General features: G+C 70.5%; 6 protein-coding genes. 4 read left to right on the plus strand and 2 right to left on the minus strand.

Features of this window, described 5'->3' with window-relative positions; all coding sequences use genetic code 11:
* The first annotated feature begins 81 nt into the window (after positions 1–81).
* The 3 genes from VJ976_RS07970 to VJ976_RS07980 are packed head-to-tail and all read left to right on the plus strand — an operon-like array spanning position 82 to position 2,795.
* On the plus strand, positions 82–861 hold the full coding sequence (locus VJ976_RS07970) for a CHRD domain-containing protein (protein ID WP_324099588.1): 780 nt from the start codon (positions 82–84) through the stop codon (positions 859–861).
* A gap of 4 nt (positions 862–865) precedes the next feature.
* Entirely contained in the window at positions 866–1,657 is a 792-nt protein-coding gene (locus tag VJ976_RS07975; RefSeq protein ID WP_324099589.1) for a class F sortase, read from the plus strand.
* Between the two features lie 4 nt (positions 1,658–1,661).
* Positions 1,662–2,795 (plus strand): PQQ-dependent sugar dehydrogenase, encoded by a 1,134-nt coding sequence (locus VJ976_RS07980; protein WP_324099590.1) that lies wholly within the window; start codon positions 1,662–1,664, stop codon positions 2,793–2,795.
* Positions 2,796–2,830: 35 nt separating this feature from the next.
* Here the strand turns inward: VJ976_RS07980 and VJ976_RS07985 are convergent, their stop codons facing one another.
* Complete coding sequence (locus tag VJ976_RS07985; RefSeq protein ID WP_324099591.1) at positions 2,831–4,201, minus strand: DUF2252 domain-containing protein; 1,371 nt, start codon at positions 4,199–4,201, stop codon at positions 2,831–2,833.
* Positions 4,202–4,213: 12 nt separating this feature from the next.
* A complete protein-coding gene (locus VJ976_RS07990) occupies positions 4,214–5,197 on the minus strand; it encodes a DUF368 domain-containing protein (protein WP_324099592.1) in 984 nt (327 codons plus the stop codon).
* A gap of 202 nt (positions 5,198–5,399) precedes the next feature.
* Between VJ976_RS07990 and VJ976_RS07995 the strand changes: the two genes are divergently transcribed.
* The coding region (locus VJ976_RS07995; protein WP_414693593.1) for a DUF222 domain-containing protein at positions 5,400–6,357 on the plus strand (958 nt) is incomplete at its 3' end.

The raw sequence follows: 6,357 nt of genomic DNA on the forward strand, positions 1-6,357 counted from the left end.
CGGAGCCGAACCTCTGTCGATGCCACCGATGCATCGGCGTGCGGGAGAACCCGCGGCGCGAACCGTCTCGAAGGAGATCTCATGCGTACCACCAAGAAGCACCTGGCTCCGCTGGCCATCGCGGCGATCGTCGGCCTGCCCGTCGCCGTCGCCGCGCCGGCGTCCGCCGACAACCACTCAGGGGGCACGGAGCTGTCCGCCGACCTGAGCCAGCTCAACGACTCCGGAGTGAGCGGAACGGCCTGGGGCATGCTCGACGGCAACGAGCTGACCATCCAGATCGAGGCCCAGGGCCTCCTCGCCGAGTCCCCGCACGCGCAGCACATCCACATTGGCGGCGACAACACCTGCCCCGACCCCAACATGGAAGGCTCTGGGTTCGAAGGGGCCATCCGCACCTCAGACGCCGCCGGCTCCTACGGCGGGGTCAAGGTCTCACTGACCAACGAGCCGGGCCAGACCGGCCCGGAAGCCGCGCTCGACGTGGAGAACTTCCCGGCCGGCGAGACCGTCGACTACGAGCGCACCATCGAGCTGCCGCAGGACGTCGCCCAGGACATCAAGGCGGGCAACGGCGTGGTCGTGCTGCACGGGGTCGACCACAACGACAGTGGCTCCTACGACGGCGACCAGGAGTCCGACCTGGATCCCTCGCTGCCCTCCGAGGCGACCGACCCGGCCGCCTGCGGTGAGTTCAACGTGGCCCAGATGAACATGCCGCAGGACGGCGTGGCCACGGGCGGCGGGTCCACGCAGGGCACCGAGAACGCCGGTGCGCTCGCGATGGGCGCGGCCGCGCTGGGCGCCGGTGTCTTCGGCATCGCGGCGACGCGTCGTCGCAGCACGGAAGACGGCCGCTGATCGCATGACGTTCCTCACCGACGGTGGCCGCGGGCGCAGCCTTGCGCTCGCGGCCTCCGTCGCCTTGCTCCTCGTCGGGACAGCTGCGCTGTGCTGGGCCTTGTTCACCCAGCAACCGCAGCCCCCGGCGCCGTCGGCCTCCGACGGGCTGACGCAGGCTGCGCAGGGCTCCGAGTCCGACGGGGCGCAGCAGAACGGTGCGCGCGCGTCGGGCGACGGTTCAGCCGCGCAGACCGAGCCAAAGGACACCGCTGCCGCCACGGCGGATGCCGACGGCGAGCAGGAGGCCGAGGCCCAGCCGGGTGACTCCTCGGGTCAGCCGTCGGTCGAGGCGATGGCTCGCTCGACCCCGCTCTCGGTGAGCATTCCGGCCATCGACGTGACCTCGGACCTGCACGCCCTCGGGCTGAACGACGACGGGTCCCTACAGGTCCCGACCGGAGAGCGCTACGACGAAGCCGCCTGGTACGACGGCTCACCCACTCCGGGCGAGGTCGGACCGGCGGTGATCGAGGGGCACGTCACCAGCCAGGGATCGGTGCCGTCGGTGTTCTTCGACCTCGGCGAGCTGGGTCGCGGGGACCGCGTCGAGGTCACGCGGCAGAACGGCTCGGTGGCCACCTTCGAGGTCTACGCCACAGACTCCTTCCCCAAGGACGACTTCCCCAAGGTCGCGGTCTACGGGAACACGGAAGGCCCTGAGCTGCGCCTGATCACCTGCGGCGGCGAGTACGACCCCGAGGCCCGAGCCCACGTCGACAACATCGTGGTCTTCGCCCGGCTCGTGTCAGGCTGAACCCATGGCAGTTTCTGGGCACGGAGCGGGGCCCCGCCGACGACGGGGCCTGTGGGCTCTGACCACGCTGACCGCCGTGCTCGTGGCGTGTTCGAGCGGCACCTCCGGTCAGCAGGAAGGCTCCGAGGAGGGCAGCGGGTCGAACGAGCAGGCCAGCGACGGCACCGGGGCGACCACCCTGGCCACTGGCTTCGATGTCCCCTGGGGTCTGGTGGTCCTGGACGACGGGCAGGCCCTGGTCAGCGAGCGGGACACCGCGCAGGTCTTCCGCCAACCACCGGGCGGGGAGCGCGAGCTGGTCACGGTGGTGCCCGGGGTACAGCCCGGGGGTGAGGGCGGTCTGCTGGGCCTGGCGGTGCCGCCCGGTGAGGACGGCAGCGTCTTCCTCGCCTATATCACCACCGAGCAGGACAACCGCGTCGTCGAGGTGGACACCTCCGGGGCCGACCCCGACGAGGAGCCTTCGGTGCGGGTGGTGTTCGACGGCATCCCCAAGGCCGGGAACCACAACGGGGGCAGGATCGCCTACGGCCCGGACGACTACCTGTACGTCACCACGGGGGATGCCTCGGACGGCGCCAGTGCGCAGGACCCGGACTCCCTCGGTGGCAAGATCCTGCGGGTCACGGCGGAGGGCGATCCCGCCCCGGACAACCCGGATCCCGACTCCCCCGTCTGGTCGCTGGGACACCGCAACGTGCAGGGCCTGGACTGGGACTCCGAGGGACGGATGTGGGCCAGCGAGTTCGGCCAGAACGACCTCGACGAGGTCAACCAGATCACGCCGGGGTCGAACTACGGCTGGCCCGAGTGCGAGGGACCCTGTGACCAGGACGGTTTCATCGACCCGATCCTGACGTGGGCGACCTCGGACGCCTCGCCGTCCGGGCTCACCGTCGGGCCGGACGGCGACATCTACGTCGCCGCGCTCCGCGGTGAGTCGCTGTGGCACGTCCCGATGAACCAGGACGGTGAGCTGGGTGAGGCGGAGCGGCTGCTGCAGGGCGACTTCGGCAGGCTCCGCAGCGTCGTCGTGAGTCCGGACGACCAGCTCTGGGTGCTGACCAACAACACCGCTCGCGGCGACCCCGACGATGGTGACGACCGGCTGCTCGAGGTGCCACTGCCCACCGACTGAGCCTCGGCTCCCCTCGAGCCGGGGCTCGCGGACGGCTAGGTGGTCGGGTCCACCGCGGAGAACGCCCCCGCACGGAAGGCCTCCACGAACAGACGGTGGTCATGGCGCACCTGTGCCGCATAGGCGTGCGCGAACGCCGTCATCTGCTCCACGAGCGTATTGACGTCGTCCCCGATGGCGTCGGTGACGACCTGCTCGACCGAGACGTCGACCAGGTCATGCCCTGACTCGTCGTCGGCCACACAGTGGATCTTGGCCGTCGCCTGGCCGAGCTGGCGCACGAGCACCCGCATGTCGTCCGGCTCGGTGACGTCGTCCCAGCTCAGGTCCGCCTCGTACGGGGAGAACTCGCTGACCACGAAGCCGGACCCGTCCATCTCGGTCCAGCCCAGGTAGGGCGAGGCGTGGTCCTGCAGGGCCCGCTGCGAAGCGGCGGTGCGGTGCCCATGGTCGGTGAACGCCTCCACGATGCGCTCGTCGGTGATCACCCGCTCCAGGGCCGCCTCCTGCCCCTGCTTCATGGTGATGAGCACGTCGTTGCCCAGGGCCTGGGTCTCGCCCTCGATCAGCACGGTATACGCGGGCAGGCCCGCACTCCCGATTCCCAGCGCCCCGAGCTGCACCGCGTCGAGCACGTCGAACCGGATCCGGGAGTCACGCTCCTTCGACAACGTCCGCTGGTAGGTCCCGAACGCCTCGCCGACCTTCTCGCGCTGCGCGTCGTCCAGTGGGGTGCCGTAGCCGCTCTCGAAGTGGCGGCGGTACTCCTCGACCACGGTGACCTGGCCCAGGAACTCCTCGCGGCTGACGAGCTTGACACTGCGCAGAGTGTCCAGCACCGCGCCCTCGGCGTTGTCGAGGGTCAGCGCCCACTCGATGTTGTCGTGGTCGGTGAACTCCCTGGCCTGGTCGGCATAGGCCCGCACGTAGGTGTCCACCAGGTCGTCGATGACCTGATCGGGCAGGGCCTTCCCCCAGCACACCAGGGCCAGCGAGGCGACGAAGCGGCGAATCTCCCAGGTCCACGGCGCCACGTAGGCCTCGTCGAAGTCGTTGACGTCGAAGACCAGACGTCCGTCTCCGGACATGTACGTGCCGAAGTTCTCCACGTGCAGGTCACCCTGGATCCAGATGCGGTCCCCGTGCTCACCCCACCAGCGCTGGTCGGAGCCGGTCAGGGCGTGCTCGAGCTGGGTGTTCCCGGCGAGGTCGGCGTAGAACAGGCAGGCGGTGCCGCGGTAGAAGGCGAACGGGTCCCGAGCCATCTTGCGGAACTTGGTGCGGAAGGCGTCGGGGGCGTGCTGCATGAGCTCGGCGAAGCTCTCCTGCAGGCACTGGACGATCTCGTCCGTTCGCTGCTGGTCGTCCGTTCGCTGCTGGTCGTCCGTTTGCCGCTGGTCGCTCACCAGCCCAGTGTCTCAGCGTTGCCGGTCCTGCGCTTCGTCGTTCTGTTGCTGACTGTCCGAGCGGGCTTGCACCCAGACCAGCAACAGCACCACGGCGACGCCGAGGGCCATGAGCAGCAGGGGTCCGGTGACCGGCGCGGTGGGAGCGAGAAGAGCTCCCGGCCCACTGGCCTCGCCGCTGCTGCTGGACTGCCAGGGCCACAGGGCTCGCAGCGAGCCGACCATCAGGCCCGTCATGACCACGAGGGTCGTGCGCCGGTGCTCGCGCAGCAGGTAGGAGATGAGCTGGACGAAAGAGGCCAGCCCGAAGGCGGCACCCGCACCGAAGACCGCGACGTAGACCAGGTCACGCTCGCTGACGGCGTCCAAGGTGACCGTGTAGATGCCGATCGCCAGCAGCAGGAACGACCCGGAGACCCCCGGCACCACGAGCGCGCAGACGGCCACGGCCGCGGCGCCGAACACCAGGTACAACGGCGGGTCGGTGCTGCTGCCCCCGGTGGCCAGCGTCACGAGGAAGTACGCGGTGGCGGCGGCCAGCACGGCCAGTCCGGCGTCCAGCGCCGGCGCCCGATGAGGGTCGGGCAGCATCCGGATCGGCACGATGATGCTGGCCGCGACCAACCCGAAGAACAGGCCGCGCGCAAGCTCCGGGTGGTCAGTGACGAACGTGCTCATCACCCCGGCGATGGTCAGCACCGCGAGGATCATCCCGGCCAGCACCGGCACGATCAGCCGCCACTCGGTGCGCCGCAGCTCGCGCAGACAGGCCGCCTTGCGGTCGGGGCCCAGGACGAGAGCACGAGCCGCGCCCAGCACGTGCGAGGCCGAGGCGATCAGGTCCTCGTACACCCCGGTGACCAGGGCGACGGTCCCGCCGGAGACCCCCGGGACCAGTTCGGCGGAGCCGATCAGGAAGCCGCGGGCCAGGTCGATCGGGGCCAACCTCGCCGGTCGCCGGGGTTCGCCGGAGCCGGCAGCATCGGATTCGGGCACCAGGGAAGGGTAACGGTCCGCTCACCGTCCGGGCGGGAGCGAGGGCGCCGGGCCCAGGCGCGGCGCGGCCACGGTGAGTGGGGGACGTGATGGCGTCGTCCACACGCTGCACCTGAGGGTGTCGGTGTCCACAGCCGTGGTCTGCGCGTCTTTGTGTCGGTGTGACCTGCGACAATAGACACATGTTCGAAGGCGCAGGGTCGTGAGTCTCGCGGTGGTGGAGCCCACCGTAGGGGACTCTGCCTCTGATCTCGGAGGGTCGGTGTTCGATGGTCCGCTGCGGCAGATGCGCGCGGGGGCGAATGCGGCGCTCGCGGCCCGGCCACAGGTGGTGCGTGAGTCCGATGCCGGGCTGGGTCGCGCGGTTGAGGGGATGCACGTGCTGCGCGCCGACCTCGACCGGTTGAGCGTCACCCTCGTCACCGAAGCCGCCCGGCGCGGCCTGGTTCAGGAGTCTGGCTTGTCGTTGCACGACTGGGTCGCCGGCCGGTGCCCGTGGCTGTCCCGCGCCGAGGTGGGCGACCTCGTCGTCGTGGTCACCGAGGGCGCCCGCCCGGCGCACGCACCGATCCTCGACGCGGTCGCCGACGGCACCGTGTCGCCCCGCCGGGCCGCGCGGCTGCTGCGCTGCCTGCGTCAGGTCCGCCCGGTCACCGATGCCGACGCCTACGACGAGCACATCACACTGCTGCTGCCCGTCGCCGCCGATGTCGGCTACACCGACGGCGAGCTGAAGCGCGTCACCGACCACCTCGTAGAGGTCGCCCTCACCGACGCCGAGCACGAGGAGAAGACACGAGCGCAGCGCGACCTGCGCGGCGTGCACGAGTCGTCGCTGGCGGATGGGTCACTGACCCGGTTCGTGGTGACAGCCGACGCCGAGGGCGCCGCCACCATCCGTGCAGTGCTCACCTCACCACTAGCCGCGCCCGCACCCGATGAGGACGGGCCCGACCCCCGCTCGACCACCCAACGCCGCTACGACGCCCTGATGACGGTGATCGGCCGGGGCGTGTCCTCACCAGAGGGCGCGCCGACCACCTCCAAGGCCCGGCTCCTCGTCACGATGAGGTACGACGTGCTCGCCGAGCAGCTCACCAGCACCGGGATGACCCAGACCGGCGAAGTCCTGTCCCCCGCCACGGTCAGGCGCCTGGCCT

The organism is Ornithinimicrobium sp. (assembly GCF_035267225.1).
Classification (GTDB): domain Bacteria; phylum Actinomycetota; class Actinomycetes; order Actinomycetales; family Dermatophilaceae; genus Ornithinicoccus.

What these genes read in the sequence shown, in the direction of transcription:
- VJ976_RS07980 (WP_324099590.1), top strand. Translation starts at nt 1,662, where the DNA reads ATGGCAGTTTCTGGGCACGGAGCGGGGCCCCGCCGACGACGGGGCCTG.
- VJ976_RS07975 (WP_324099589.1), top strand. Translation starts at nt 866, where the DNA reads ATGACGTTCCTCACCGACGGTGGCCGCGGGCGCAGCCTTGCGCTCGCG.
- VJ976_RS07970 (WP_324099588.1), top strand. Translation starts at nt 82, where the DNA reads ATGCGTACCACCAAGAAGCACCTGGCTCCGCTGGCCATCGCGGCGATC.